Genomic DNA, 23,475 nt, shown 5'->3' on the forward strand with positions numbered 1-23,475 from the left:
GACGGGGAACGGGGTGGATCCAGATGCGGATCGGTGAGCTCTCGGAGCGCACGGGAACGCCGCGCCGAATGCTGCGGTACTACGAGGAACAGGGACTGCTGGTGCCCGGGCGGGCGTCGAACGGGTACCGGGACTACGCCGAGGGGTGCGTGGACCGGGTCCTGCAGATCAGGGGCCTGCTCGATTCCGGCTTGCCCACGCGGATCATCAAGCAGGTCCTCCCCTGCATCGATGACCCCGCGGCCATCCACATCTCCGGCGCCACGGCCGAGACGATCGCCACCCTGGAGCGCGAACGCGACAGCATGGCGCACCGCATCCGGTGCCTGCTCCGCAGCCACGAGGCCATCGTGGGCTACCTGGAGGTGGTGCGCCGGGACCAGCTGCCCTCCGCCGGGGTGCCGGCGGTCCGCTACAGGAGAGCGGATTCGGTGACCGAGGCGGCCTGAGGGCCGAAGCGGACGGCCGAGGGGGCCTGGGGGCCGAAGCGGACGACGTTGGGCAGCGAGACCCCGTGGCTGGTCACGTCGATCACCATCCGGTCACCGTCCTCGATCCGGAAACCGTCGTGGTAGGTGGCCTTGTCCGCTCCCAGGAACAGGTAGTTGACCAGGCCCGGTCGGCGGAGCGCCGGGTAGGAGAACAGGTACTGCACCATGTCGCCGAACCGCTGGAAGATGGAGTCCGCGCCGCAGGAGAACGGCCCTTCCCACGCCTCGGCCCCGTCGCGCTCGATGACGACCCGGCCGGTCACCGTCTCCGGGGGGTCCTCCAGGAAGAGCCAGGGGGTGATGGAGGTCTCGCACAGCTTGGCGTACGGGGTCCACGCCCACGGCTTCTCCAGGTGGAGGCCGATGTCGTTGAGGTCGTTGCCGAACGTGTAGCCCGCGTAGTGCGGGGTCCCCTCCTCGTCGTTGACGTAGACCAGCACGACCTCCGGCTCCTCCAGCAGCCAGACGGGATCGGCCGGGGTGACGAGGGGCTCGTCCGGCATGCGCAGCCAGGACCCGAAGCCCTTGATGTAGTAGTTCGGCGCGGCGAACACCTCGTCGGGTTCCGGGGCGCGGTCGAACTTGGAACGGTGGGTCCCCATGAAGCCGTTGATCAGTGAGTTGTTCGTCGACGTGGGCAACAGGGGCGGCAGAAAACGCAGTTCGGAATCTCCCACGGCGACCGACAGGGTCTCCCCGCCGGCCCCGAGGGCCTTCGCGACGTCCGCCGGGCCGGACCCGGCGAGGAGGGCGTCTCGCAACTGCCCCTCCTCCACCGCGTACAACTCGTGGACTCCGTCCGCGGGCATGCCCAGCCCCGCGTACCGCCGGCCTTTGTACTCGCACTCGAAGATGACGGACATGGCTGTCGCTGACCTCCAGAAAGTCGTTCGGACCCGGCGTCCGCGCGGGACCGTGTCGGGGGAACGCGCCGGACGGCGCGTTCAGTGGGCCGTTTGGTGTCCGGCCCCGATTCGCCGGACACCACCCAGGGCAGCCGCGTCCGGTACGGGGCGGCCGGAGAGGTCGCCGAGGACTTCGGCGACGCGGTCGAGAGAGGCACTGATCCACGGCAGGCTCAACGGGGCGGCGGCGGTCAGCGCGATGTCGCGTTCGGCGTCGCTCTCGCCGTACAGCCGGCCGGTGGCGGCCCGGATCCGCAGCGGACCCTCGGGTTCGCCGAAGGCCGTGGCGGGCAGCACCCCCACCCCGTACCGGCGCGAGAGCAGCCGGGCCAGTTCTTCGCTGCCCCGCACAGCGTGCACGCGGGCCAGACGCTGCCGCAGGGGTTCGAAGTCGGGGTAGAGGTAGCAGGTGGCCCGCACCGGCTGCAGCTCGGCGCCGGCGGCGACGAACTGCCGGGCCACCGCGCGGACGACGACCTCGTGCAGCCGCAGGCTCGCGGCGACGCGGGCGACGACCTCGGGCGGCTCCTCGAAGGCGTAGGCCGCGGCCGTCTGCACGGGGGCCACGGTGCTCGACCAGATCTGGCTGGCGACGCCGGCCAGTCCCGCGTGCAGCCTGCGTCCGAGGTCGCTGTCGGGCAGGCGGGCGACGCCCGTCCGCCACCCGCCGAGGGCCAGGTTCTTGGTGAGCCCGGTGGTCACCACTGTCCTCTCCGGTGCGAAGACCGCCGGGGAGACCGCCCGGTCGGCGGGGTCGAAGACCAGGTCGCAGTAGATCTCGTCGGAGACGACGACCAGGTCCAGCTCCCGGGCGGCCTCGGCCAGCCGGCGCACGGTGGCCGCCGGGGCGACCGTGCCGCTCGGGTTGTCGGGCAGGGTGACCACCACGCACCGCGGGTCCCGGCCGGCGGCCCGCGCCCGCGCCACGGCCCGGACCAGCGCGTCGGGATCGGGCACCCCGCCCTCACCGGGGCGGACGGCCACCGGCAGGGCCCGCCCCCCGGCCAGCGCCGCCTGCGCCCCGTAACTCACCCAGCTCGGCACCGGCACCACCACGTCACCGCCGATCGCCAGCATCAGCGCGAACAGCAGCGGCTTGCTCCCGGGCCCGCAGACCACCAGGTCGGGGTCGGTCGGCAGACCGCGGCGGCCCCAGTACCCGGCCGCCGCGGCCCGCATCGCCCGGTCCCCGGTCACCGGACCGTAGGCGTTGCGGCCCGCCGCCGCGGCGAGCCGCTCCGCCAGGACCGGCAGGACGGGCAGGCCGATCTCACCGCCGGCCAGGGACAGGACCTGCTCCCCGGCCGCCCGGCGGCGCGTCAGCTCCTCGTCGGCGGCGAGGGTGGCCGACATGGCCACCGGCGCGCGATCAGACATGCTCTCTCCTTCGGGCGAGGGGGAATTGCGGACCGGTTGTCCTACCGTGCGGCGCCGGCCGGGACCGGCTCGTGGTCGGCGTACCGCTCCCGCAGTTCGATCTTCCGGACCTTGCCGGTGAGCGTCTTGGGCAGGGCCGCGAGCACCTCCAGCCGGTCGGGGAGGAACCGCGCGTCCTGGCCGGCGTCCGCCAGATGGGCGCGGATCTCCTCCAGGGAGGGCGGAGCGTCGCCCCTCGGTACGACCACCGCCAGGATCAGGTCGTCCAGGCGGCCGGCGGGGCCGACCACGGCAGCCTCGGTCACCTTGGGGTGCCGGGCGATGATGGCCTCGAGTTCGGCCATCGGGACGACGATCCCGTCACGCAGGATGGCGTCCTTCGCCCGCCCCAGCAGCCGGATGCCGCCGCGCCCGTCCTCGCGGGCCACGTCGCCGGTGTCGAACCAGCCCTCCGCGTTCATTTCGGCGTCGAACGCGTCGGCCCGCTTGTAGTAGCCGAGCGCCCGGGACGCGCCGCGCACCCGCAGCCGGCCCACCGGGGCACGCTTGTCCGGATCGTGGCAGGCGTCGATGCGGATCTCCATGGAGTCGATCGGACGCCCGTGGCTGTGCGCCGCCCAGTCCTGGTTGTAGTCCAGCCGCGTGATGGTGACCGGGCCGAACTCCGACATCCCCCAGACCGAGTACGTCTGGGCGCCGAAGGTCTGCCGCAACTCGTCCACCAGTTGCTGGAGGACGGGCGCGGCACCGGTGACGACGTGCCGCAGCGACGACACGTTCCGCGGGTCGACGCGCTGGGACTCGGCGACCTCGGTGAGGGTCGGCGGCGGCCCGTACAGGAGCGTCGCCCCGTACCGCTCGATCAGGTCGGGCAGGAGGCTGTTGTCCTGGATGTCCTGGAAGACGACGGTGCCGCCCAGCATGACCCCGGCGAGGATGCCCTGGCCGAAGCCCGAGTAGTGGATCAGGGGCGTGGTCAGCGCGGCGACGAGGTCGTCGCGCAGCAGGAAGGTGTCCACGTAGCCGCGCACCGCCGAGTGGATGGTGTTCTGGCTGTGCAGCACCCCCTTGGAGTCGCCCGTGGTGCCCGAGGTGAAGAGCACCACGAAGGGATCGTCGGGCTTGAGTTCACGGCCGGCCAGCTCCCGCGTACGCACCCGCTCCCACGGCTCGGCGACGAAGTGGTCGTGGAAGTCCACGGCCTGCTCGGGGGCGTGCCCACCGACCACGACGACGTGTTCGAGGGCCAGTTCGCCCTTCAGCGCGATGAGCGTCTTCGCGAGGGGGTAACCCTCCCACTCGTCGACGGTGACGCAGACCTTCGCCCCGGTCAGCGAGAGGCGGTGGCGCAGGTCGTTCTCCCGGCACACCGGCGCGATGGGGCAGATGACCGCTCCCACCCGGATGCAGGCGAACATCAACGGCACGATTTCCCAGCGGTTGGGCAGCTGGACCGCGACGAAGTCACCCGGCTCCACTCCGAGTTCGAGCAGCGCACCCGCGAAGCGCTCCGTCAGCCGGGCGAGTTCGGAGTAGTCGAGGCTGTCGGTGCGCGCCTCGTGCAGCCGGCGGCCGGCGACGGCCAGCTTGTGAGGCCGCTCCCGCGCCTGGCGGCGCAGGTCGTCGAGGAACGTCTCCTCGCGCCACCACCCGCGTCTGCGGTACTCCGCGGCGTTCTCGTCGGACGTCGCGACGGCCGGACCGGGGGACGTGGCCCCGTGCTCCCCGGTCACCGCAGGGCCGCCCGTCGGGCCGCGAGCAGCTCCGGGAGCGGGTCGCCCGCCCGGCCCGCCGCGATCTCCAGCAGGTCCACCGTGTTCTGCCGCACCCGGTCGCCGACCCAGTCGAAGACCCACTCCTTGCGCGCGTCCGCCGCGAGGTCGAAGGGGACGACCCGGGTGACGGCCAGCGCCGCGGAGGCCGCCCCGCCGATGTTGGCGATGACGCCCGGGACCAGGGTGATCCCGGAGCCCGCGGCCTTCTCCTTGGCGGCGCCGTTCGACGCGAGGTTCGCCCCCTCGACCACCACACCGGCCCGGAGCCGGGGGGTGTTCTCCGCGGTGAGCGCGTGCTTCTGGGCGGCGAGGACCAGGAGGTCGGCGTCGACGTCGAGCCAGGCGTCCGGCCCTTCGGACAGGGTGACGTCCTGCGGCAGGCCGGAGCGGTCGATGCGCCCGAACTCGTCCGTCGCGGCGACCAGGGCGGCCACCGGGAGACGGTCCGCGCTGATGGTGCCCTGTACGTCGGCGACACCCACGACGACGTGCCCGCGCGCCTCCAGGAAACGGGCGACGGCCCGGCCCACCGCGCCGAAGCCCTGGATCACGACGCGCGCCGGACCCTGGTGGCCGCGTGCCTCCAGGGCAGTGACCGCGGCGACCCCCACACCGTGCCCGGTGGCGTCGATCAGGGGCTCGTAGTAGGTCCGCCAGTCGATGGGCATGTCGGGCGCGCCCGCCCGGAAGCGGGGGTCGTAGCCCGCCTCGGCGAAGAAGACGGCCCGGTCGGCGGGGGTGACCCCCATGTCGATGCCGAGGTGGATGCCGCCGTGCAGCAGCGGCTTGACGGTGCGGCCGAACGTGCGGAAGGTCTCCTCGCGGTCCGAGCCGTCGGCGACGATGCCGGCCTTGGCGCCACCGATGCGCAGGCCCGCCAGGGTGAACTTGTCGGTCATGTCGCGGGCCAGCCCGGCCACCTCCTCCTCGGTCACGCCGGCGGTCATCCGGGTGCCGCCCATCGCGAGCCCGTCGACCAGCGAGTCGACGACGACCCATCCCTTGAGGCTGCCGCCGCTGCCGTGCAAACGGGTGACGAACGCGGGGGCCTGCGTTCCTTCAGGAGCATTCATGGATACGTCCTTCCGATGTGTGGGGAGCTGAGAGGTCCGGTCACGCGCACGGGGCGCTCACCGGTAGAGCTGGGCGAAGCCGCGCATGATCTCCAGGCCGTCGGGCCGGAACTCCAGATGCGCCTGGGAACCGAGGATCCGGCCGTCGTCGGAGCGCAGGAACTCCACGGGGGCGTGTTCGGAGCGGCCGATGGAGCGGAAGCCCGGCGGGGCCTCCCGCAGGTAGAGGGTGTGACGGTGGAAGACCGTCACCGTGGGCTTGACGTAGGAGAAGAGCGGCTCCTCCTCGTCGATCCGCACCTCGTACCCGCCCACCCGCTGCGGGCCCTCCACGAGGCTGCCGCCGGCCGCGACGGCCAGGATCTGCATGCCTCCGCAGATCCCGAGGACCGGAACGTCACTGTTCATGACCAGGTCGATCAGCGGTCTGTAGTAATCACTGTCGTAGGCCCGCACCTTCGTGCCGCTCAGCGCGATCGCCTGGTACCGGCCGTCGAGACGGGCGGGCACGGAGGCAGCGTCCACGGCGTCCGTGTCCGAGCCCAGGTCCTCGAAGCGCTTGCGCAGCTGCTTCAGCGAGAGGGTTCCGTTGTTGACCACGAGTACTCGGGATTTCGTCACAGGGGTCCTCTAATCTCGCGTGATGAGGGTGCCGGTGCGTGCCGCGAGGAGGTCGGAGAGGGGCGCGCTGCCGATGACGACTCGTCCCGCCCCCCGATCCAGCGCCTCCTCCGCGGCCCGGAGCTTCTTGCGCATACCGCCCGTAGCGCCCTTGTCCCGGAACTCGGCCGCAGCCGCGGCGGTGATCCGGTGCACCGGCCGGTCGTCGATCAGCAGGTGCGTGACATCGGTGACCAGGACGAGGTCGGCCGCACCGATCGCCCCGGCCACCGCTGCGGCGGCTCGGTCGGCGTCGGTGTTGACCTCCTGGCCCGCCGCGTTCCGCGCCAGCGGGGTGACCAGGCAGGCGTGGCCGGGCACCAGGTTCTTCAGGTGCGCCGGGTCCACCCCGGTGATCGGCCCGACCAGGTTGTCGAGCTCGACGAGCTGCTTCTCCCGCCACCACCAGCGCTCGCCCTCCCCGGCGCTGACCAGGCCGTCGCTGCCCACCAGCCGTTCCGCCGTGATGCCACGGCGCTCCAGCCGTCCGAAGACGTCGTCGGCGAGCTGCGCGCTGACGGTCCTGATGTCCGCGATGACCTCCGGCGTGGTCCACCGGCTCTGGTTGCCGTACCGGTCGCGAAGGACCGCCGAGGACTCCGCGTAGTGCGGGCGGAGCCTCTTGAGGGGCTTGGACCAGCCGTGCACCAGGACCAGCGGGCGGCGCTCGGCGTGCCGGGCGAGATCGTCCCACCACCCGCCGCCGAGGTCCTCCAGGCAGCTCCCGCCGAGCTTGACCACGACGGGCGACGTCGTGTCCGCGCTCATGCCGGCATCAGGGGCTGCATCGTCAGCCCCGTCCTCTCGGGCAGCCCGAACCGCAGGTTGAGCGCCTGCACGGCCTGGCCCGCCGCACCCTTGACCAGGTTGTCCAGCGCCGCCAGGACGACGATGCGACCACCGTCCGGATCGTGCAGGACGGTCACGTCGCAGTAGTTGGACCCCAGCGCCGCCTGGGGGTCGGGCACGGGGATCAGCGTCTCGTCGTTCCGGCGCACCCGGACGAAGGAACGGCCCCGGTAGAACCGGGCGTACGCCCTCTGCAGCTCCCGCAGGTCCACCTCGTCGTCGGTGAACACGTAGCAGCTGACGAGCAGCCCGCGCACGTGCGAGACGCCGTAGGCCGACATGCTCAGCGAGTCGATCCCGCCCGGCCCGTGCCTGCCGAGGAACTCGGCGACCTCGGCGGCGTGACGATGACCGGTCGGGGCGTACGGGGCGATGGCACCGTTGCGCAGGGGGTGCAGGTCCGCGGTCCGCAGCTGCAGACCCCCACCGCTGGAACCGCTCTTCCCATCCACGACGACGGTCTTCAGGCGCAGACCCAGCCCGAGGGTGAGGGGCGCCAGCCCGAGCGTGATGGCCGTCGCGTAGCAGCCGGGTACGGAGATCAGCGCGGCGCCCTCGAGCGCGTCGCCGACGAGCTCCGGCACGCCGTACACGAAGCGCGCGGCCAGCTCCTCGGAGCGTTCGGCCTTCGGGTACCAGCGCTCGTGCAGGTCCCGGCCGCTGATGCGGAAGGCACCGCTGAGGTCGATCACGCACGCCACACGATCGGCGAGCTCCGCGGCGAGCCGGGCGGACACCGGCGCGGGCGTGGCGAGGAACACCACGTCGCACCGTTCGGCCACCCGGTCCGCCTCCACCGGCTCGACGACGAGACCGAGGTCGAGACGGAGCCCGGGGTGGAGCTCCGCCGGGCGCCGGCCCGCGCTGGAACTCCCGCCCAGGAAGGTCAGTTCGAGATCGGGGTGCTGGCTGACCAACCGGATGAGTTCACCTCCGGCCAGCCCAGAGGCACCGACGATTCCCACACGTATCATCCGACTGTCTCCCGCAGATATCCGAGCACGGCCGACGAGATGTCCGTGCTCGTCGTGGACGCCACGCCCCGCCATGCGGGGGCGTGGTTGACCTCGTTGACGACGGGGCCCGCCGCGGTCCTGAAGAGGTCCACCCCGTAGATGCCGGCGCCCAGACGGTCCACGACTCCCTCGACCGTCTTGCGGACATCGGGGTCGTCGGTCAGGGACCGGCTCCGGTTGCCCAGTGCCGCGTTGCTGCGCCAGTCGGTGCCCGCGCTCTCGAACTCGGCGGCAGCCACGATCTCCCGGCCGACGACCAGGCAGCGGACCGACCCGCCTCCCAGGTACGGCTCGACCAGGCAAGCCTGCTCGAAGGCGTGTCCGAGGTCCTCGACGTAGTCGTACACGGAGTGCGCGAGGTCGGTGTCGCGCACCAGGGTGACGCGCTTGCCCATCCCCCCGTACACGGGTTTGAGCACCACGGGCGTGCCCAGTTCCGTCAACGCCCGCTCGAAGTCCTTGCGGGACAGGGCGAGGCGGAAGTCGGGGACGGGTATCCCGGCCGCGCGCAGCACGGCGCGCAGCACGAGCTTGTTCTCGCAGGCGTGGATGGAGGCGGCCGAGTTGAGGACCCTGAGCCCGTTCGCCTCGGCCATGGTGGCGATCAGCCCGCCGCGGGTGTAACTGCGGCTGCGGATCAGGAGCGCGTCGTACCCCTCCAGGGAGGAGACGGCGTGCGCCGCGCCCAGGCAGAGGGACTCGTCGTTGACCCAGTCGATCCGCAGGCCGGACTCGGGGGCCGCCTCGATCAGCCGGCGTTCCTCCCAGCCGATCCGGTCCGCGACGACGGCGATGCTGCCGGCCATCTCACTGGCCCCAGTCGCGGAGCTTGACCTCCACCATCTGCAGGGTCAGGACGCCGTCCTCGATGTCCTCGACCCGCAGGGTCAGCATGCACTCGGGGCAGGACAGCGTCTCGCCCTGCACGAGCGGTGGAACGGTCAGGTCGGTCTCGCACTCGGGGCAGGTGCCGGTCAGGGTTGCGGTGCTCATGGATGACTCCAATGTCGAAGGAGGGAACGGAAAAACAGGGGGCCGGGGCCCGGAGGCCCGCGGGAGGTCTGTCAGGCGACGGCCTGGAAGTCGACGGCTGCCTTGCGGACGGCGTCCCGGTCCAGCAGCGGGCCGCCGGCGTCGGCCTGGCGCTCGCTCAGCCACGCGGTGAAGGCGTCCACATCGGTCCGGACGCCGGACCCTTCGAGCGCCCAGGCGACCAGAGCCGTCGTCAGCCGGGTGCGGACCCGCAACTCACGCCGGTTGCCGACGAGTTCCGCGGGCAACGTCTCGTACGCCTCGGGGAAGCTGAGCTGGCCGGGCAGTTCGTACGCGAAGGCGTGCGGGGCGGTCGGGCCCGACTGGAAGGCGTCGCCCAGACCGGCACCCTTCAGCGCCAGACGCGAGAGCTCCGTCAGCTGCGTCAGGTCGAAGCGGGTGTCACCGTGCATCACCCGCAAGGAGGTGAGGAGTTCGGCCAGCGGGGCGTTGCCGCCACGCTCGCCGATCCCCCCGACGGTCGCGGAAACCCACTGGGCACCGGCCCGGACGGCGGCGAGGGAGTTGGCCACCGCCATCCCCAGCATGTTGTGCGAGTGGATCTCGATCTCGGAACCGTCGATGGCGGTCAGGTCGCCGATCACGGACTGCATCCGCCAGGGCGACAGACAGGCGACGGTCTCCGCCAGGCGGAACCGGTCGGCGCCGGCCTCGAACCCCGAGGTCACGTACGGGACGAGCCGCTCCTTGGGAGTGCGGGCGCCGTCCTCGCCGCTGAAAGTCACGTGGAAGCCACGCTCCTTGGCCTGCGAGATCGCCGAACCGGCCAGCACCTGGAGGAACTTGAGGCTCGGCGAGTCCAGTTTCAGCTGCGCGTGCTGTTCGGAGGTGGGGATGGAGTACATGATGTGGCGCACACCGAGCCGCTCCGCCTCGTCCAGGGCCTGGGCGACCTGCCGCCGGTCCCGTACGACGACGAGCGTCATGCTGCGCTCCGGTCCGACGGCCTCGTGGGTGGCGAGGACGAGATCGGCGTCCTTGGAGTCCGGGCCGGACACCATGCCCACCTCGACCAGCTCGACACCGGTCTTCACCAGCCGTTGTGCGATGGCCGCGGCATCCTTGGGACCGAATTCGACCCCGGCCATGTGCGCCGAGTCCCGTAGGGTCGCGTCGGATATGCGGGGAAGCCCCGGAAGGCTTTCCTCTCCGGTATCGAAAGGCATGGCATTCCTCTCTCTCGGTGTTTTCCGAATTGATTTCCCGACCGGCTCCGCACTGATCCTGAAACGGGGCCTGCAAGATCTCCGGCACGCCCTTCGGAGCAGTGGGGTCGGGTGCGGAGCGCTGAGCTACATCCTGCTGGCACATGGGGCGCCAGACAACGGCTTGGATGTCAGAACGAGGTCAGGAACCGTCATGTCACGTCATCCCCGCTGACGTAGGACAACTTTCGGACGCGTTGTGAAAGGGTGCCCGCCGCCCGACGGGAATTTCTCGCTAGAGTGTGCGAAGCGCATGCATTCGGCATGTTGTTCCCACTATTTCTCGGCGGCGCGACGACGGGCGACGAAACAGGAACTCTGAAAGTCCGGGTCGCGCGGCCGAGCGAAGAACAGGGGAGATCTGATGGCGCTCTTGCAATCCCCGGCCGCCCTTCGTGTCGACGACGCCACGGCCGGGACCTCGACTCTCGACGAGAGCCGCGAACTCGCCGGCCGCGTCGCGTGGCCCACCACCGCGGCCCGCGACGACGAACGCCGGTGGGACGCGGCCCTCTTCACCCGCCTCGCCGGCGAACATCACGGCGGCGGCCTCCTGGGACCTCTGGTCCCACGGGCCCTGGGCGGTCGCGGACTGTCCGCCGCCGACACCTGCGAACTCCTCGAAGGTCTCGCCGAAGGCTCCCGGGACCCCGGACTCGCCCTCGCGGTCACCGTCCACGCGGTCCTGGTGACGGTGCCGCTGCGGGCCTTCGGCACCCCGGCGCAACGCGAGCGGTACCTGCCCCGCATGGCCTCGGGGGAGTGGTTCGGCGCACTCTCCCTCCACCAGACGCAAGGCGCCTCTGTGGCCCCCGCGGTCACCGCGCGACGCAGCACGTCCGGCCCGGACGGCTGGGTCCTCACCGGCGAACTCGACCTTGTCGCGGGCGCCCCGCACGCCCACCACTTCCTCGTCGTCGCCGCACACGAGAACGGCGGCAGGACCACGTTCGTCGTGGACCGCACGACACCGGGGCTGCTGCTCCACGACGGCGCCCCCGCGGCCATGCGCACCTGCCCCTGGGGCCGGCTGGTCCTGGACGACTGCCTCGTCCCCGGCGACGCCGTCCTGGGCACCGTCGGCGAGGCGTCCGCCGAAGTGGAACCCCTGCTGGCCGTCCTCGACTGGGTCTTCACCAGCGCCCCGTGGCTCGGCGTCATGCGCGCACTGGCACGGGACGCCATCGGCGCGTCCCGCGACCGGTCCCTCTTCGGCCGCCCCCTGGCCCATTCCCAGAGCACGAGATTCGCGCTGGCCGACCTCGCCACACGGAGCGAACTGGCCGAAGGGCTGCTCCGCCGCACCGCCGGCCTGTTCGACGCCGGCGGCCGGCCGACCCTCCCGCAGGCCGCGGCGGCACGGCTGTTCGTCGCATCCTCCGCCCGCGTGGTCACCGAGGCGGCTGCCCGCCTCACCGGTCCGCTCACCCCCACCGGCGACCGCCTGGCCGAACGCGCCTTCCGGGACGCCCTGTTCTTCTCGGAGGCGGGCGGCGGGCCCGCGGTCCTCCACCCCGTCATCGCCGCCCACCTGCTCGGCATCGGCTAGGAACGAGGAGTCATCGCGATGAACACCGAACACAACCCCTACCGCACCGCGCTGAGCTTTCCCGGCATCACCGCGCGCGCCTCGGAGACCGACGCCACGGGCCACATACCCCCCGAGAACTGGAGGGAGATCGTCGACAGCGGATACCTGCGCCTCTTCCACCCGCCGGAGCACGGCGGGACCGGCGCCGGTGGAGCCGCCCAGATCGACGCGATGCAGGCACTCGCCCGCGCGTGCTCCGGCACCTACTGGTCGGCGACCGTGTCCGCACTGCTCTGCGCCAAACTCGTCTCCACCTACGGCGACCTCCGCCACCACGAGAAGCTGCTCCGGTCCCTGCTGTCGGGCGCGAAGACGGCCTGCTTCGCCATCGTGGAGCCGGCGGCGGGCAGCGACGCCGGCACGTACCGCACCACCGTGCGCCCCGACGGGGGGTCCGCGGGCGGGTTCGTCATCCGGGGGGAGAAGTCCCGCATCACGAACGCGCCCACCGCCGACGTGGCCGTGGCGCTGTCCCGCAGGGAACGGCAGAGCGGCGACACCGGCCCCGAGTGGTGCCTGGCCTTCGTCGATCTGCATCAGCCGGGCGTCCACCGCTACGAGACGGCGCACATGGGGCTGCGGGGCATGCCCTGGGGCGGCCTCGTCCTCTCCGACGTGCCGGTCGCCCAGGAGGACGTCGTCCCCGTCCCGTTCGACGAACTCGCCGAGGGGATGACCTGGGGATGGCTCCTCGTGTCGGTCGCCGCCCTCGCCACCGCCGAGTCCGCACTGTCCGCCTCGGTCCGTCACGCCCACGAGCGGGTCTCGTTCGGCCGCTCCCTGGCACACATGGAGGGCGTACAGGCCCAACTGGCCGAGTCCCGCGCGCAGATCGACGCCGGCTGGATACTCGCCCGCCGCGCCGCCGAAGAACGCGCGGCAGGCAGGTCCGCCCGGCAGCTGATCGGCATGCTGAAGGTGTACTCCACCGAGATGGCCGTCCAGGTGGCGGGACGCGCGGTGCAGATCCACGGGGCCTTCGGAGTGACCGCCGGCCACGAGGTCGAACGCCACTACAGGGACGCGCAGATGAACGTGATCGGCGCCTTCACCTCCAACCGCCTGCGGGAGCAGATCACCGAGGGGCTTGGCCTGGGACCCGCGGTGCACGACGCCTTCGACTGGCTGACCCCGGCCGGTCTGAGGCAGCACCCCGCCGGACTCGACGGCTTCCACAACCGGCGGCTGGCGGCGGCCGTCTGACGGTGGCGCCCTCGAAGCCGTGAGCACACCGCGGTAGGCACAGGCACGGGGTGTCCCGGGTCCGAGGAGACGGGACCCGGGACACCCGCCGGCCACAGCGCACGCGTCGCCCGCGACGCGGTGCCCACCGCGAGGAGGACCGGCCGACCCGCCGCTCAGCCGCCCCGGGGCCCGGCGTCCCGGGTCCGGCGATGCCGGACCGCGCGGCGTTCTCCCGACCGCACGGTGGCGAGGCCGGAGCGCGCGCGGCGCCCGTCCCGTGCGGCTTTCCGCACGACCGCCTCTTCCCCGGGCGTCACGCTGTCCACCGTACGGACGCCACGGGTGGCCTCACGCGCGTCGAACAGCTGATTCCACCTGTCGGATCAGCGCATCGGTGCCCCCAGTCATGGGGACGCTTGCGGGAGATGAGAGGGTCGGGCGGGTGAGCGAGACACCAACGAACACCCTGCAATACCGCTTCGACGGCCCGGAAGACGCCCCGGTCCTGGTGATCGGACCCTCCCTGGGCACCACCTGGCACATGTGGGACCGCCAGATACCGGACCTCTCCCAGCACTACCGGGTACTCCGCTACGACCTGCCGGGCCACGGCGGCGCTCCCGCCCGGCCCGCGGTCTCCGTCGCCGAACTCGGGGACCGGCTGATCGCCACCCTCGACTCCCTCGGCGTCCAGCGCTTCGGCTACGCGGGGTGCTCCATCGGTGGGGCGGTCGGCGCCGACCTCGCGCTGCGCCACCCCCACCGGGTGGCCTCGCTCGCGCTCGTCGCGGCCTCGCCCAGATTCGGCAGCGCCGACGAGTTCCGCCGGCGTGGTGTGATCGTCCGTACGAACGGCCTGGAGCCCATCGCCCGCAGCGCCCCCGAGCACTGGTTCACGCCCGGCTTCGCCGCCGCGCAGAGCGCCATCGTCGAGTGGGCCGTGCAGATGGTGCGCACCACCGACCCCGGGTGCTACATCGCCGCCTGCGAGGCGCTCGCGGCCTTCGACATCCGCGGGGAACTGGGCCGCATCGGTGTGCCGACGCTCGTCGTCGTCGGTGCCGAGGACCGGGTCACCGGGCCGGCCGAGGCGCGCACCCTGGTCGCGGGGATCCCCGACGCCCGGCTCGCCCTGGTGCCCGGGGCGTCGCACCTCGCACCCGTCGAGCAGCCGGCCGCCGTGATGGACCTGCTGTTCACCCACTTCTCCACCACCTGGCAGGACACCCTCGGCGCCGTTCCGGTGCCCCTGGCGCCCCCCGCCGCCGTCCCGCCGCTCTCCGCCCCCTACGCACCCGTCGCGGAGATCGCCCCACCGGCCCCGCGCGCGGAGGACGACGGGGAGCGTACGGACCGCCACGCGCTCGGCACGAAGGTCCGCCGGGAAGTCCTCGGCGACGCCCACGTGGACCGGGCCGACGCCGCCGCCGACCCGTTCACCGAGGCGTACGAGGACCTCGTCACCCGCTACGCGTGGGGCGAGGTCTGGAGCCGTGAGGGCCTCGACCGCCGGACCCGCAGCTGCGTCACGCTCACGGCGCTGATCGCGTCCGGACGGCTGGAAGGCCTCGCCGCGCATCTGCGGGCGGCGCTGCGCAACGGTCTGACGCCCGCCGAGATCAAGGAGGTGCTGCTCCAGACCGCCGTGTACTGCGGAATTCCCGCCGCCGGGGCCGCGTTCGCCGTGGCCCAGTCCGTGATTCAGGAAGAAACGACACCGCCCGCGTAGCAGGATGGACACCATGAACGCATCGCCTCTCACACTCACCAAGAAGCGGCACTCCTGCGTCCGCCTGGACAAGGACGGGCAGGCTCTCGTCATCGATCCGGGCGGTTTCTCCGGGGAGGACGACGCGGTCGGCGCCGACGCCATCCTGGTGACCCACGAGCACCCGGACCACTTCAACGAGGACCGGCTGCGGGCCGCCATGGAGGCGAACCCGGCGGCGGAGATCTGGACGTTGCGCAGTGTCGCCGACCAGTTGGCGCCGGCCTTCCCCGGGCGGGTGCACACCGTCGGCCACGGTGACACCTTCCGCGCCGCCGGGTTCGACGTCCAGGTCCACGGCGAGCTGCACGCGGTGATCCACCCTGACATCCCGCGCATCACCAACGTCGGTTACCTCGTGGACGGTTCGGTCTTCCACCCGGGCGACGCGCTCACCGTCCCCGGGCAGCCGGTCGACACCCTGATGCTGCCGGTGATGGCCCCGTGGAACAAGATCTCGGAGGTCATCGACTACGTGCGGGAGGTCCGGCCGCGCCGGGCCATCGACATCCACGACGCCCTGCTCACCGACCTGGCCCGGCCGATCTACGACATGCAGATCGGGGCGCTCGGCGGCAGCGACCACCGCCGGATGGAGCCCGGGGAGCACACGGGGTTCTGAAGGCCGGACCGGGCGGCGGGGCTCAGGGCCGCGACTGTCGGTGGTACCGGTTAGGTTGGGTTCCATGCGCATCGCCACGTGGAACGTCAACTCGATCACCGCCCGCCTGCCGAGGCTGCTGGCCTGGCTGGAGAGCACCGGCACCGACGTGCTGTGCGTCCAGGAGACCAAGTGCACGGCCGAGCAGTTCCCCGCCGACGAGCTGCGGGAGCTGGGGTACGCCTCCGCGGTGAACGCCACCGGCCGGTGGAACGGCGTGGCGCTGATCTCCCGGGTGGGTCTGGACGACGTGGTCGCGGGCCTCCCGGGAGGCCCCGCCTACGACGGTACGGAAGAGCCCCGGGCGATCTCCGCGACCTGCGGCCCCGTCCGGCTCTGGTCGGTCTACGTTCCCAACGGCCGTGAGGTCGCGCACGAGCACTACGCGTACAAGCTGCGCTGGCTGGAGGCGTTGCGGAGCGCCGTCGCCGCCGACGCGTCGGCGGCCCGGCCCTTCGCCGTGCTCGGCGACTACAACGTCGCGCCCACCGACGAGGACGTGTGGGACCCGGCGGTCTTCGAGGGCGCCACGCACGTCACCCCCGCCGAGCGGGACGCCCTCGCCGCACTGCGCGAGGAGGGGCTGAGCGACGTCGTGCCGCGCCCCCTGAAGTACGACCACCCGTACACCTTCTGGGACTACCGCGAGCTCCGCTTCCCCAAGAACAAGGGCATGCGGATCGATCTCGCCTACGGCAACGCCCCGTTCACCGCCGCCGTGAAGGACGCCTACGTCGACCGCGAGGCGCGCAAGGGCAAGGGCGCGTCGGACCACGCACCGGTCGTGGTGGACCTGGAGTTCTGACCCGGACGGCCACCGCCCCGCGGAGCACGACGGCCGCCGCAGCTCCCATGAGCCGGACCGCCACCGCCCCCGGAAGGACGGACGACAACTGACAACCGAAGGTTGACACTCCCGTGAGTGTCAACTTACGGTTGACACATGACGGAACCGGCAGCAGTCAACCCTCCCGTGCGCCTCGACGACCTCATCGAGGCCATCAAGAAGACCCACACCGACGCCCTCGAACAGCTCACCGGCGCGGTCGTCGCGGCCGACCACCTCGGCGACATCGCCGACCACCTCATCGGCCACTTCGTCGACCAGGCCCGCCGCTCGGGCGCCTCCTGGACCGACATCGGCAGGAGCATGGGGGTGACCCGGCAGGCGGCGCAGAAGCGCTTCGTGCCGAAGAAGCCCGAAGAGTCCGCCGAGCCGGACCCCAAGGACGGGTTCGCGCGCTTCACCACGCGCGCCCGGAACGTGGCGGTCACCGCCCACAACGAGGCCCGTCTCGCGGCGAGCGCCGAGGTCGTCCCCGCGCACCTGGTGCTGGGCCTCGTCGCCGACACCGGGAGCGTCGGCGCACAGGTGATCGCGGCTCAGGGGATCCTCCCGGAAGCCGTGCGCGCCGCCGCCCTCGCCGCTCTGCCGCCCGCCGCCGACGAGGTTCCCCAGCTCATCCCGTACGACGCGGCTTCCCGCAAGGTCCTCGAACTCGCCTACCGCGAGTCCCTGCGACTCGGCCACCCCCACGTGGGAACCGAGCACATCCTGCTGGCACTTCTGGAGCACGAGGGCGGCGGCGGGGTGCTCACCGGCCTCGGGATCGACAAGGGGGCGGCGTCCGCAGCCGCCGAGGCGCTGGTCGAGGCCGCCGCCGGGGCGGCAGACGGCCGATCCGGCGCCTGACCGCCTGATCGCCTGACCGCCTGACCGCCGGGCCGCCTGGCCGCCGGGCCGCCGGGCCGCGGGGTGTCCGTGCGCGCCGGTCACCCCCCGGAGCCGAGCCGGGTGAGGGGCGTCAGTGGACCGAGAGCCCGCCGTCCACGAAGAGCGACTGCCCGGTCACGTACGCCGAGCCGGGACCGGCCAGGAACACCGCGGCGGCGGCGAAGTCCTCGGCCAGGCCGTTGCGCCCCACCATCGTGCGGGCGGCCAGCGCGGCCACCTTCTCCGGGTCGGAGGAGAGCCGGGCGTTCAGCGGGGTCATCACGAACCCGGGGACCAGGGTGTTCACGGTGACCCCGTGTGGCGACCACGCCTCGGCCTGCGACCGGGCGAGCGACTCCAGACCGCCCTTGGAGACCCCGTACGCCCCGCTGTTCACGAAGGCCCGGTGTGCCTGCTGCGAGCTGATGTGGATCAGCCGTCCGTACCCGCGCTCCGCCATCCCCGGGCCGAACCGCTCGCCGAGCAGGTAGGGGGCCTTGAGGTTGATGGCCATCGTGGTGTCCCAGACGTCCTCGTCCAGCTCGCCCATCGGCGGGCGAAGGTTGATCCCCGCGCAGTTCACCACGATGTCCGGCTCCCCGGCCCGTGCGACCACGGCGTCGGCCGCCTGCCGGACCCCGTCGGTCGTGGCGAGGTCCGCGCTCACCCAGCCGGCGCGGCAGCCCTCCTCGGTCAACCCGTCGACGGTCGCCTTCAGTTCGGACTCGCGACGGGCCACGACGGTGACGTCCGCGCCCGAGCGGGCGAGGGCTTCCGTGATCGCCCGGCCGATGCCGGAGCTGCCGCCGGTGACGAGGGCGCTGCGGCCCTCCAGGGAGAAGAGCCCGGAGAGATAGTTCTGTGTGTCCATCCCGGCAGCCTATGGTCCGGCAGGCGCTCCGCCGGAGCCGGGTACCACGCCCGCGAGGGCGGCGCGCGCCCTGTGGCGTACGGCGGGACAAAGGTGCGACCCTTGTGGGGTGAACATCCCTTTCTTGGACAACTGGCGCAAGCGTCAAGGTGATACGCGCACGGCGACGCTGGCGGAGACCGCCGCGACCGACCCCGCCGGGCTGGCGGAAGTCCTCGCCGAGTGCGAACTGCTGCGTGTCCGCGCGGGGGACGACGGGCTCGAACTGGACGACACCCCCGCGTCGTTGACCGCACTCGACCAACTGCCGCCGCGCTGGCGCGACGATCCCGAGGAGGCGCCCTGGTTCGGGAACGACGCGGGCCTCTACCTCGGCACCGTGCTCGTGCGGACCGTCCCCGGCGCCCGGTGGGACGTCTGGCCCAACGGGCAGCCCGTCGTGCGGCTGGCCTCCGGCCGGGAGGTCGACGTCGTCGGGGCCGGTCTGGACTGGGCCGTCTACGGCAGTCCGGAACTCTCCCAGGTGTACGCGGAGGCGGCCGAGGAGTGACACCCCGGTGGTGTCCGACCCCGGTCCGGACACCACCGGGGGGTTGTCCCGCCCTTCCTGGTGGGTGCGCGACGACAGACACGGCACCTCGCCGCGTCGTCGGGAACGTCCGCGCGCATTCCGTACGCGGACGCCCCTCCGGCTTGCGGCGCACCGCTTCTGACGCCGCGCACCGATCCACCGCGAAGTGCGGGACAGCCCTTAGATAAACAGCCTTTTGCCCTGATTGCGTGTCGGACGCGAAGTCCCTCATCCATGCGGATAGTTTCCGCTGAGCCGACACACAGCGACACATGGGCAGGGCAGCGTATGGCCGTCGATCCGTTGATCGACCTGCGGGACGTCAACAAGCACTTCGGAGAGTTGCACGTACTGCGGGACATCAATCTCACCGTCGGCCGCGGGGAGGTGGTGGTGGTCATCGGCCCCTCCGGCTCCGGGAAGTCCACGCTCTGCCGTGCCATCAACCGGCTGGAGACGATCGAGTCGGGCCGGATCGCGATCGACGGGAAGCCGCTCCCCGAGGAGGGCAAGGGGCTGGCGCAGCTCAGGGCCGAAGTCGGCATGGTCTTCCAGTCGTTCAACCTGTTCGCGCACAAGACCGTGCTGGCCAACGTCTCCCTCGCGCAGATGAAGGTGCGCAAGCGCAAGAAGCCGGAGGCCGACGCCCGCTCCCGGGAGCTGCTGGAGCGTGTGGGGCTCGCCGCGCACGCCGACAAGTTCCCCGCGCAGCTCTCCGGGGGGCAGCAGCAGCGCGTGGCCATCGCCCGCGCCCTGGCCATGGACCCCAAGGCCCTCCTCTTCGACGAGCCGACCTCGGCGCTCGACCCGGAGATGATCAACGAGGTGCTGGAGGTCATGCAGCAGCTGGCGCGCGACGGCATGACGATGGTCGTCGTCACCCACGAGATGGGATTCGCCCGGTCCGCCGCGAACCGCGTGGTGTTCATGGCCGACGGCCGCATCGTCGAGGACCGCACCCCGGAGGAGTTCTTCACCGCCCCCGAGAGCGACCGCGCCAAGGACTTCCTGTCCAAGATCCTCAAGCACTGACGGGAGGCTCCGCATTGCGTACGACATCGCGTACCCAAGCGCGTACGAAGCAGATCACCGCACTCCTGGCCGGTCTGCTGCTGACGGTGCTCGCCGCCGGGTGCGGCAAGGAGGGCAGCCCGCCGGTCAAGGGACCCAAGGCCGACGCGCTGCCCCACTACACGGTGAACACCGGCTTCCGGCTCCCCGCCTCGAAGACCTGGAACCGGGCCGAGCGGCGGGGCCGCCTGGTGATCGGCGCCAAGGAGGACCAGCCCTACCTCGGCGAGAAGGACCCGGCCACCGGGGTCTACTCCGGATTCGACATCGAGATCGCCACGATGGTGGCGGCCTATCTCGGCTTCGGTCCGAAGGAGATCCAGTTCAAGACCATCGCCTCCGCCAACCGCGAGACCGCTCTGCAGAACGGCCAGATCGACTACTACGTCGGTACCTACACCATCAACGCCATGCGCAAGAAGCTCGTCGGTTTCGCCGGCCCGTACTTCATGGCCGGACAGGGACTGCTGGTGCGCACCGACGAGAACGACATCCACGGCCCGCAGGACCTGGCGGGCAAGACGGTCTGCTCGGCCGCGGGCTCCACCCCCTACCAGCGGATCGCCGCCGACTACCCCGATGCGGACCTGGTCGCCTACGACACGTACTCCGTCTGCGTCGACAATCTGCTGACCTACCAGGTCGACGTCGTCACCACGGACGACGCGATCCTGCTGGGCTTCGCGGCGAAGGCGCCGGACGAGATGAAGGTCGTCGGCAAGCCCTTCTCCGAGGAGCCGTACGGCATCGGCGTACCGCGCAGCGACAACGCGCTGCGGGCCGCCATCAACGACGCGCTGGAGGAGAACGAGAAGAACGGCAACTGGAAGAAGGCGTTCGAAGCGACGCTGGGGCTGTCCGGCGTACCCGCGCCGACGCCGCCGCCCATCGACCGCTACCCGGCGAACTGAGGGACCGGCCATCATGGACGTACTGACAGAGAACTTCTCGCTCTACGGCAAAGGGTTCCTCGGCACCCTCGAACTCACCGTCTTCGCCTCGCTCCTGGCCCTCGCGCTCGGCTTCGTCATGGCGTCGTTCCGGGTCGCCCCGGTCGGCTCGCTCCGGCTCGTCGGCACCGTCTGGGTGACGGTGCTCCGCAACACCCCGCTCACCCTGCTCTTCTTCGCCGTCCTCCTCGGACTGCCGCGCTTCGGCCTCGTACTGCCGTTCAACGTCTTCGCCGTGCTGGCGCTCGGCTGCTACACCTCGGCCTTCATCTGCGAGGTGCTGCGCTCCGGCATCAACACCGTGCCGACCGGCCAGGGGGAGGCCGCCCGCAGTCTCGGCATGTCCTTCGGGCAGACCCTCAACACGGTGGTGCTGCCGCAGGCGTTCCGCTCGGTGATCCCGCCGGTCGGCTCGACGCTCATCGCGCTGGCCAAGAACTCGGCGATCGCGGGGGCGTTCAGCGTCACCGAGCTGCTGGGCACCTACAAGACCCTCAACGAGCTGGGCTACAGCATCATCTGGACCTTCGTCTGGATCGCCGTCGGCTACCTGATCATCACCCTGGCCATCAGCGCGCTCTTCACCGTGCTGGAGAAGCGCTGGGGGGTGGCCCGATGACCACCCACGCCCTGCCCGCCGCCACCGCCCTCTACGACATCCCCGGCCCCGAGGCCCGCAAACGGCACCTCCTCTACGGGATCGCCGCCACGGTCGTGGTCGCCGCCCTCTTCGGATGGGTCGTCTATCTCCTCTTCGATACGGGCCAGTTCACCGCCGCCAAGTGGAATCCCTTCACCTACAAGGGAATCCAGGAGCTGCTGCTGCGGGGACTGGGCAACACCCTCAAGGCGTTCGCGTACGCGGCGGTCCTCTCGCTGGCGCTCGGCGCGGTGCTTGCCGTCGGACGGCTCTCCGTGCACCGCCCGGTCCGCTGGATCGCCACCGTGCTGGTCGAGTTCTTCCGGGCCATGCCCGTGCTGGTGATGATCTTCTTCATCTTCGTGGCCCTGAAGGTCCAGCCGCTGCCCGCCCTGGTGGCCGGACTGACCCTCTACAACGGGTCGGTGCTCGCCGAGGTGTTCCGTACCGGCATCAACTCCGTGGAGCGCGGGCAGCGGGAGGCCGCGTACGCGCTGGGGATGCGCAAGACGCAGGTCACGGCCTCCGTACTCGCGCCCCAGGCGGTGCGCGCCATGATGCCGACCATCATCAGCCAGCTCGTGGTGGCGTTGAAGGACACCTCGCTGGGCTACCTGATCACCTACGAGGAGTTCCTCCACGCGGGGAAGCTCATCGCCTCGAACCTCGACTACGACCTGCCGTTCATCCCGGTCGTGATGGTGATCTCCCCCATCTACATCGGGATGTGCATGCTCCTCTCGTGGTTCGCCACCTGGATGGCCAAGCGCCAGCGCCGCAACCCGAAGACGGAGGCCGTGGAGGTTTCCCCGGCCGGACCAGGACCCCTGTTGCCCTGACGGTGTCCGGCGGACCGAGCTCGGACACCCTGGCCGGCCAGCAGCCGGAGATCACCTCCCGCGCGCGGGCCCGGAAAGTCATTTCCCGGCCGCCCCGTACGGGAAGAAGGTCAGCTGTACGCCGGTGACCCGCCGGAAGGCAGAGGGGGCGTTGCCCAACCGAAGTACCGGAAGGTGCCGTTGACGGAGAACGGGCCGTCGTCGTGGGGATGCACGACGAAGGCCCGTTCGCCGTTCTCGCGTCGGCGATGCGGTTCCTCGGGAAGCCGCAGGGCAGCGGTACCGGCCCGACACTCAGTCGGTGGTTTCCGCGGCAGCCGGGGCCGCCGCCGGGAGGGGGGTCCGTGCGGCGCGTGTCACGTCCGCGATCACCTCCACCATGTCGGGGCCGTACGCCTCGGAGTTGACGACCTTCAGCAGCAGGCAGAAGGTCGAGTCGCGGTAGGTGCGCGTCAACTTCTCGTAGTTGCGGACGAGATGGCGGGCCGCCGCCTGGTTGGTGATCGCACGCTGGCCGCAGAGGAGGAACACCGGACGCGCTTCGCGACCGATGGTCAGACGGGCCAGCAGCACGTGTTCCAGGGCGCCGTGCTCCACCGGGTAGTACTCCGTCCCGATGCGGAAGGAGGCGCGGTCCGGGCCCGGTTCGCGGTCGGTGTTCACCCGCACGCCGGGCAGCAGCGACTGGAGGTGGGCGGCCATGCGCCGGTTGGAGCCCGGCCCGCCGACGCAGTACTCCGTGCGCTCGCCGAAGCCCTGGCGCGCCGTGTCGTGGGAGAGGATCTGCGCGTGCGCCCCGCACTCCTTGATCATCGCCGAAAGCTCCAGCAGGGCGAAGACGTCGTGGCGGTGCACCGCGCCGTCCGTCCCCGGGTCCCGGTTGACGACGAGCAGGCATTCGGAGTTGGCCGGAAGCCCGAAGAAGGCTTGCTTGCGGCGGAGTTTGCGGCGCCAGAGGTAGGTGCGCGAGAGCCAGCCGAGAGCGGCGCTTATCCCTGCGGCCATGACGCCCAGCACGATGTTGCGTACGTCGTCGGTCATGGCCGGGGATAGTAGCGGGCATCCGGGTACCTGTTCGAGGCGGTCCCGGCGATCCGGCCGGGCCGGGGTCGGCGGCGCCGGGGACGGGACCACGGCGCCCGGGGCGGGGGCACGACAGCGCCGGTCCCGCCGAGGCGGGACCGGCGGAGCTCGCCTCGGCGGCTACGGG

At 71.6% G+C, this 23,475-nt stretch carries 24 protein-coding genes; 12 read left to right on the forward strand and 12 right to left on the reverse strand.

The window, feature by feature from the left end; genetic code table 11:
* The first annotated feature begins 23 nt into the window (after window positions 1-23).
* Window positions 24-449 (forward strand): MerR family transcriptional regulator, encoded by a 426-nt coding sequence (locus tag ACFWEE_RS25385; protein WP_386892449.1) that lies wholly within the window; start codon window positions 24-26, stop codon window positions 447-449.
* Here ACFWEE_RS25385 and ACFWEE_RS25390 read toward each other — a convergent pair.
* The 10 genes from ACFWEE_RS25390 to ACFWEE_RS25435 form a co-directional block, all read right to left on the reverse strand.
* Window positions 413-1,354 (reverse strand): fumarylacetoacetate (FAA) hydrolase, encoded by a 942-nt coding sequence (locus ACFWEE_RS25390; RefSeq protein ID WP_386892408.1) that lies wholly within the window; start codon window positions 1,352-1,354, stop codon window positions 413-415. The genes ACFWEE_RS25385 and ACFWEE_RS25390 overlap by 37 nt on opposite strands.
* 81 nt (window positions 1,355-1,435) lie before the next feature.
* The gene (locus ACFWEE_RS25395) at window positions 1,436-2,773 is read right to left on the reverse strand and encodes a pyridoxal phosphate-dependent aminotransferase (RefSeq protein WP_386892410.1); all 1,338 of its coding nucleotides are present in this window, start codon (window positions 2,771-2,773) and stop codon (window positions 1,436-1,438) included.
* Between the two features lie 41 nt (window positions 2,774-2,814).
* A complete protein-coding gene (locus ACFWEE_RS25400) occupies window positions 2,815-4,506 on the reverse strand; it encodes an AMP-binding protein (protein WP_386892411.1) in 1,692 nt (563 codons plus the stop codon).
* The gene (locus tag ACFWEE_RS25405; protein ID WP_386892413.1) at window positions 4,503-5,621 is read right to left on the reverse strand and encodes a Glu/Leu/Phe/Val dehydrogenase dimerization domain-containing protein; all 1,119 of its coding nucleotides are present in this window, start codon (window positions 5,619-5,621) and stop codon (window positions 4,503-4,505) included. Before ACFWEE_RS25405 ends, ACFWEE_RS25400 begins: the two co-directional genes overlap by 4 nt.
* 57 nt (window positions 5,622-5,678) lie before the next feature.
* Window positions 5,679-6,242: a type 1 glutamine amidotransferase gene (locus ACFWEE_RS25410; protein ID WP_386892415.1), complete on the reverse strand. Its 564-nt coding sequence runs from the start codon at window positions 6,240-6,242 to the stop codon at window positions 5,679-5,681.
* 9 nt (window positions 6,243-6,251) lie between these two features.
* Entirely contained in the window at window positions 6,252-7,049 is a 798-nt protein-coding gene (locus tag ACFWEE_RS25415; RefSeq protein ID WP_386892416.1) for an acetylglutamate kinase, read from the reverse strand.
* Window positions 7,046-8,104: an N-acetyl-gamma-glutamyl-phosphate reductase gene (gene argC / locus ACFWEE_RS25420; RefSeq protein ID WP_386892418.1), complete on the reverse strand. Its 1,059-nt coding sequence runs from the start codon at window positions 8,102-8,104 to the stop codon at window positions 7,046-7,048. The genes ACFWEE_RS25415 and argC overlap by 4 nt, the downstream gene beginning before the upstream one ends.
* Entirely contained in the window at window positions 8,101-8,952 is an 852-nt protein-coding gene (locus ACFWEE_RS25425) for a RimK family alpha-L-glutamate ligase (protein ID WP_386892419.1), read from the reverse strand. The genes argC and ACFWEE_RS25425 overlap by 4 nt, the downstream gene beginning before the upstream one ends.
* Window position 8,953: 1 nt before the next feature.
* Window positions 8,954-9,139: a lysine biosynthesis protein LysW gene (locus ACFWEE_RS25430; protein WP_386892421.1), complete on the reverse strand. Its 186-nt coding sequence runs from the start codon at window positions 9,137-9,139 to the stop codon at window positions 8,954-8,956.
* 71 nt (window positions 9,140-9,210) lie between these two features.
* Entirely contained in the window at window positions 9,211-10,365 is a 1,155-nt protein-coding gene (locus tag ACFWEE_RS25435; RefSeq protein WP_386892422.1) for an isopropylmalate synthase, read from the reverse strand.
* Between the two features lie 403 nt (window positions 10,366-10,768).
* Here ACFWEE_RS25435 and ACFWEE_RS25440 point away from each other — a divergent pair, with 403 nt between their 5' ends.
* From ACFWEE_RS25440 to ACFWEE_RS25465, 6 genes are all read left to right on the forward strand, one after another.
* Window positions 10,769-11,953, forward strand: coding sequence for an acyl-CoA dehydrogenase family protein (locus tag ACFWEE_RS25440; RefSeq protein ID WP_386892423.1), 1,185 nt, complete (start codon window positions 10,769-10,771; stop codon window positions 11,951-11,953).
* An 18-nt stretch (window positions 11,954-11,971) separates the two neighbouring features.
* Window positions 11,972-13,198 (forward strand): acyl-CoA dehydrogenase family protein, encoded by a 1,227-nt coding sequence (locus ACFWEE_RS25445; protein WP_386892424.1) that lies wholly within the window; start codon window positions 11,972-11,974, stop codon window positions 13,196-13,198.
* Between the two features lie 388 nt (window positions 13,199-13,586).
* Window positions 13,587-14,909: an alpha/beta fold hydrolase gene (locus tag ACFWEE_RS25450; protein WP_386892426.1), complete on the forward strand. Its 1,323-nt coding sequence runs from the start codon at window positions 13,587-13,589 to the stop codon at window positions 14,907-14,909.
* Window positions 14,910-14,922: 13 nt separating this feature from the next.
* Entirely contained in the window at window positions 14,923-15,570 is a 648-nt protein-coding gene (locus tag ACFWEE_RS25455; RefSeq protein WP_386892428.1) for an MBL fold metallo-hydrolase, read from the forward strand.
* A 64-nt stretch (window positions 15,571-15,634) separates the two neighbouring features.
* Window positions 15,635-16,414, forward strand: a complete 780-nt coding sequence (locus ACFWEE_RS25460) for an exodeoxyribonuclease III (protein WP_386892430.1) — start codon at window positions 15,635-15,637, stop codon at window positions 16,412-16,414.
* 138 nt (window positions 16,415-16,552) lie between these two features.
* A complete protein-coding gene (locus ACFWEE_RS25465) occupies window positions 16,553-17,302 on the forward strand; it encodes a Clp protease N-terminal domain-containing protein (RefSeq protein WP_386892432.1) in 750 nt (249 codons plus the stop codon).
* A gap of 112 nt (window positions 17,303-17,414) precedes the next feature.
* Here ACFWEE_RS25465 and ACFWEE_RS25470 read toward each other — a convergent pair whose 3' ends face one another.
* A complete protein-coding gene (locus tag ACFWEE_RS25470; protein WP_386892433.1) occupies window positions 17,415-18,194 on the reverse strand; it encodes an SDR family NAD(P)-dependent oxidoreductase in 780 nt (259 codons plus the stop codon).
* Window positions 18,195-18,303: 109 nt separating this feature from the next.
* Here ACFWEE_RS25470 and ACFWEE_RS25475 point away from each other — a divergent pair, with 109 nt between their 5' ends.
* The 5 genes from ACFWEE_RS25475 to ACFWEE_RS25495 all read left to right on the forward strand — a co-directional run bounded on the left by ACFWEE_RS25475 (window position 18,304) and on the right by ACFWEE_RS25495 (window position 22,265).
* A complete protein-coding gene (locus tag ACFWEE_RS25475; RefSeq protein ID WP_386892434.1) occupies window positions 18,304-18,744 on the forward strand; it encodes a DUF6278 family protein in 441 nt (146 codons plus the stop codon).
* A 309-nt stretch (window positions 18,745-19,053) separates the two neighbouring features.
* Window positions 19,054-19,797, forward strand: coding sequence for an amino acid ABC transporter ATP-binding protein (locus ACFWEE_RS25480; RefSeq protein WP_386892436.1), 744 nt, complete (start codon window positions 19,054-19,056; stop codon window positions 19,795-19,797).
* 14 nt (window positions 19,798-19,811) lie between these two features.
* Entirely contained in the window at window positions 19,812-20,747 is a 936-nt protein-coding gene (locus ACFWEE_RS25485) for a glutamate ABC transporter substrate-binding protein (RefSeq protein WP_386892438.1), read from the forward strand.
* Between the two features lie 13 nt (window positions 20,748-20,760).
* The gene (locus tag ACFWEE_RS25490) at window positions 20,761-21,405 is read left to right on the forward strand and encodes an amino acid ABC transporter permease (protein ID WP_386892440.1); all 645 of its coding nucleotides are present in this window, start codon (window positions 20,761-20,763) and stop codon (window positions 21,403-21,405) included.
* Window positions 21,402-22,265: an amino acid ABC transporter permease gene (locus tag ACFWEE_RS25495; protein ID WP_386892442.1), complete on the forward strand. Its 864-nt coding sequence runs from the start codon at window positions 21,402-21,404 to the stop codon at window positions 22,263-22,265. The genes ACFWEE_RS25490 and ACFWEE_RS25495 overlap by 4 nt, the downstream gene beginning before the upstream one ends.
* Window positions 22,266-22,559: 294 nt before the next feature.
* Here ACFWEE_RS25495 and ACFWEE_RS25500 read toward each other — a convergent pair whose 3' ends face one another.
* A complete protein-coding gene (locus tag ACFWEE_RS25500; RefSeq protein ID WP_386892444.1) occupies window positions 22,560-23,306 on the reverse strand; it encodes a hypothetical protein in 747 nt (248 codons plus the stop codon).
* Between the last annotated feature and the right edge of the window lie 169 nt (window positions 23,307-23,475).

Origin of the sequence: Streptomyces sp. NPDC060184 (assembly GCF_042728795.1) — a bacterium.
Classification (GTDB): domain Bacteria; phylum Actinomycetota; class Actinomycetes; order Streptomycetales; family Streptomycetaceae; genus Streptomyces.

Coding starts and splice junctions, on each gene's coding strand:
- ACFWEE_RS25425 (WP_386892419.1), bottom strand. CDS start 8,952: ATGGCCGGCAGCATCGCCGTCGTCGCGGACCGGATCGGCTGGGAGGAA.
- ACFWEE_RS25440 (WP_386892423.1), top strand. CDS start 10,769: ATGGCGCTCTTGCAATCCCCGGCCGCCCTTCGTGTCGACGACGCCACG.
- ACFWEE_RS25480 (WP_386892436.1), top strand. CDS start 19,054: ATGGCCGTCGATCCGTTGATCGACCTGCGGGACGTCAACAAGCACTTC.
- ACFWEE_RS25460 (WP_386892430.1), top strand. CDS start 15,635: ATGCGCATCGCCACGTGGAACGTCAACTCGATCACCGCCCGCCTGCCG.
- ACFWEE_RS25390 (WP_386892408.1), bottom strand. CDS start 1,354: ATGTCCGTCATCTTCGAGTGCGAGTACAAAGGCCGGCGGTACGCGGGG.
- ACFWEE_RS25445 (WP_386892424.1), top strand. CDS start 11,972: ATGAACACCGAACACAACCCCTACCGCACCGCGCTGAGCTTTCCCGGC.
- ACFWEE_RS25450 (WP_386892426.1), top strand. CDS start 13,587: ATGGGGACGCTTGCGGGAGATGAGAGGGTCGGGCGGGTGAGCGAGACA.
- ACFWEE_RS25385 (WP_386892449.1), top strand. CDS start 24: ATGCGGATCGGTGAGCTCTCGGAGCGCACGGGAACGCCGCGCCGAATG.
- ACFWEE_RS25465 (WP_386892432.1), top strand. CDS start 16,553: ATGACGGAACCGGCAGCAGTCAACCCTCCCGTGCGCCTCGACGACCTC.
- ACFWEE_RS25500 (WP_386892444.1), bottom strand. CDS start 23,306: ATGACCGACGACGTACGCAACATCGTGCTGGGCGTCATGGCCGCAGGG.
- ACFWEE_RS25455 (WP_386892428.1), top strand. CDS start 14,923: ATGAACGCATCGCCTCTCACACTCACCAAGAAGCGGCACTCCTGCGTC.
- ACFWEE_RS25490 (WP_386892440.1), top strand. CDS start 20,761: ATGGACGTACTGACAGAGAACTTCTCGCTCTACGGCAAAGGGTTCCTC.
- ACFWEE_RS25430 (WP_386892421.1), bottom strand. CDS start 9,139: ATGAGCACCGCAACCCTGACCGGCACCTGCCCCGAGTGCGAGACCGAC.
- ACFWEE_RS25415 (WP_386892416.1), bottom strand. CDS start 7,049: ATGAGCGCGGACACGACGTCGCCCGTCGTGGTCAAGCTCGGCGGGAGC.
- ACFWEE_RS25435 (WP_386892422.1), bottom strand. CDS start 10,365: ATGCCTTTCGATACCGGAGAGGAAAGCCTTCCGGGGCTTCCCCGCATA.
- ACFWEE_RS25470 (WP_386892433.1), bottom strand. CDS start 18,194: ATGGACACACAGAACTATCTCTCCGGGCTCTTCTCCCTGGAGGGCCGC.
- argC (WP_386892418.1), bottom strand. CDS start 8,104: ATGATACGTGTGGGAATCGTCGGTGCCTCTGGGCTGGCCGGAGGTGAA.
- ACFWEE_RS25395 (WP_386892410.1), bottom strand. CDS start 2,773: ATGTCTGATCGCGCGCCGGTGGCCATGTCGGCCACCCTCGCCGCCGAC.
- ACFWEE_RS25495 (WP_386892442.1), top strand. CDS start 21,402: ATGACCACCCACGCCCTGCCCGCCGCCACCGCCCTCTACGACATCCCC.
- ACFWEE_RS25405 (WP_386892413.1), bottom strand. CDS start 5,621: ATGAATGCTCCTGAAGGAACGCAGGCCCCCGCGTTCGTCACCCGTTTG.